This window comes from Paenibacillus sp. OV219 (genome assembly GCF_900110075.1).
Taxonomy (GTDB): Bacteria; Bacillota; Bacilli; order Paenibacillales; family Paenibacillaceae; genus Paenibacillus_Z.
In genome coordinates this window covers 1-1,828 of the sequence record NZ_FOCJ01000033.1, presented here as the reverse complement: position 1 = coordinate 1,828, position 1,828 = coordinate 1, and the positions used below count along the sequence as shown (strand labels likewise).

The following is a 1,828-nucleotide window of genomic DNA, read 5'->3' as shown; positions in this document are numbered from 1 at the left end:
ACTCCCTCTATGGAGAATCGCTTTTCTCTTAAATGCTCTCGTTTTCTTAGATTTTGACCAAGTGTTCTTCTTCACAGATAACATCCAGATGGAACAAAGTTGTAGACGAAGAAATTTATGGGGCTGGTTAAGGCGCGAAAAAGTCCCCACCTAGACCACTCTCTGTAAAAAGTGGCTGCTTAGGTAAAGTATGGTTGCACCTTTGGATCTCCACATAAGCTCATGGCGGTCAACCCTCCCACATCTCGCAGAGTCTACGCTCCCACATTCCTTCATTCAACCTGTCTATGAGGTGGAGGTCAGATATGCTGCCCGACAGGATCTTCGTCCGTATGTTAATGCCGTTCTGACTCATCCGTGCTTCTTGTTATCTGTTTTTCATTACTAGGTCATTATCAAAGGAAAACGTTCAATTAAGCTGCTTGCGGTAATTCTGCGAATCGAGGGATATCCTGAATCATTTTCTCTTCACTGAACTCATGTCCCTTCTTCAATATACCGAACAGGATCCGTATGAGTTTGTTACACAACGCGATGAGAGATTGCATCTTTTTAAGCGGATTTATCGGCCGTTTGGTGTAGTACTCGTGCAACGCTCGGAAGGCTGCGTTTTTAGCGACCAATGGCATCATTACTCTAAAGAGTAAGGCGCGCAGGCGTTTTCGGCCTCTCTTGGTTATCTTGGTTTGTCCTTTGTGTGTGCCGGATGAATTTGTTTTCAAATTCAATCCAGCAAGCTTAGTAATCTGCTTTGGATGACGGTACTGGCTAATGTCACCTACCTCAGCAAGGAACCCTGCGATGGTGTCTCTTCCAATTCCCTTCATTGCTAGTAATTGCGGCACATGAGGAATCTGTATGAGTAATTCATCCAATCTTTCTCCCAACTCTTCGAGCTTGTTATGAAGCCATTCGTACTGGGTAAGCAAGAGCTTTAGTTCCATTTTCGCTAACACCGAACCCGTTCTTATGCCTACTGAACGGCTCGCTGCTTCCTTCAGATTCTTGATCCGACCTAGACCAAGCCCTCGCTTTGCAACCTCTCTCAGGTGCTGCAGCAAGGTTTCTTCTGGCACTTGAACAAGTTCGTGTGGCAGTAAATAGAGGCTCAGCATTTGGATGGCAGACTTGCATTCCCAATCCTTAAATACCGTTAGAAACTCTGGAAAGTACCGATCTAGCCAGTTATGGACACGTGCTTGAACCACACAAAGGTCAGTCGTTAGGTGATCGCGAATCTTCATCGCTTCCCTCAATTCCGCATAAATGCCCTGAGGAAGGCTTGGTACGGCGTATCTCCCGTCTTTGACCAGTTGTGCAATGACTTTCGCATCCTTAACGTCATTTTTCGTCGGCGAGTTGTCATCGAGCTCTTTGCTTTTCTTTACGTGCAGCGGATTTACAACACCGTACGCGATTTGTTTTTCACGTAGGAAATGAGCTAGGTTCAGCCAGTAGTGGCCAGTTGGTTCCATGCCTACCATGATGTCTTGGAAGCCGTGCTCCAATGAGATCTTTTGACACCAGCTCACAAACAACTCGCATCCTGCTTGGGTATTTTCAAACGTAATTGGCTTCCCGAACTCGACTCCGCGGTTGTCTTGTGCGCGAGCCACATGTTTGAATTTTGCGATGTCTACACCGACAATTAAGGTAGAAGATGTGATTTGATTAATTCGTTCATTTTGATTAGAATTCATGTTGTATTCTCCTTGGTTTGTTTTTGGGATCCGGTCAGCCGGCCAGCGTCGTGGACCCCATTAACATCATACCAAGGAGTCTTTTTATTTCTCAAACCTCGTATTTCTTCATAATAGGAATGCTGCCC

Annotated in this window: 1 protein-coding gene; it reads right to left on the bottom strand. The window is 45.6% G+C overall.

The annotated features are described in order from the left end of the window. Positions 1 to 413 precede the first annotated feature (413 nt). Complete coding sequence (locus tag BMY11_RS28325) at positions 414 to 1,700, bottom strand: IS110 family RNA-guided transposase (protein WP_090583860.1); 1,287 nt, start codon at positions 1,698 to 1,700, stop codon at positions 414 to 416. Positions 1,701 to 1,828 lie beyond the last annotated feature (128 nt).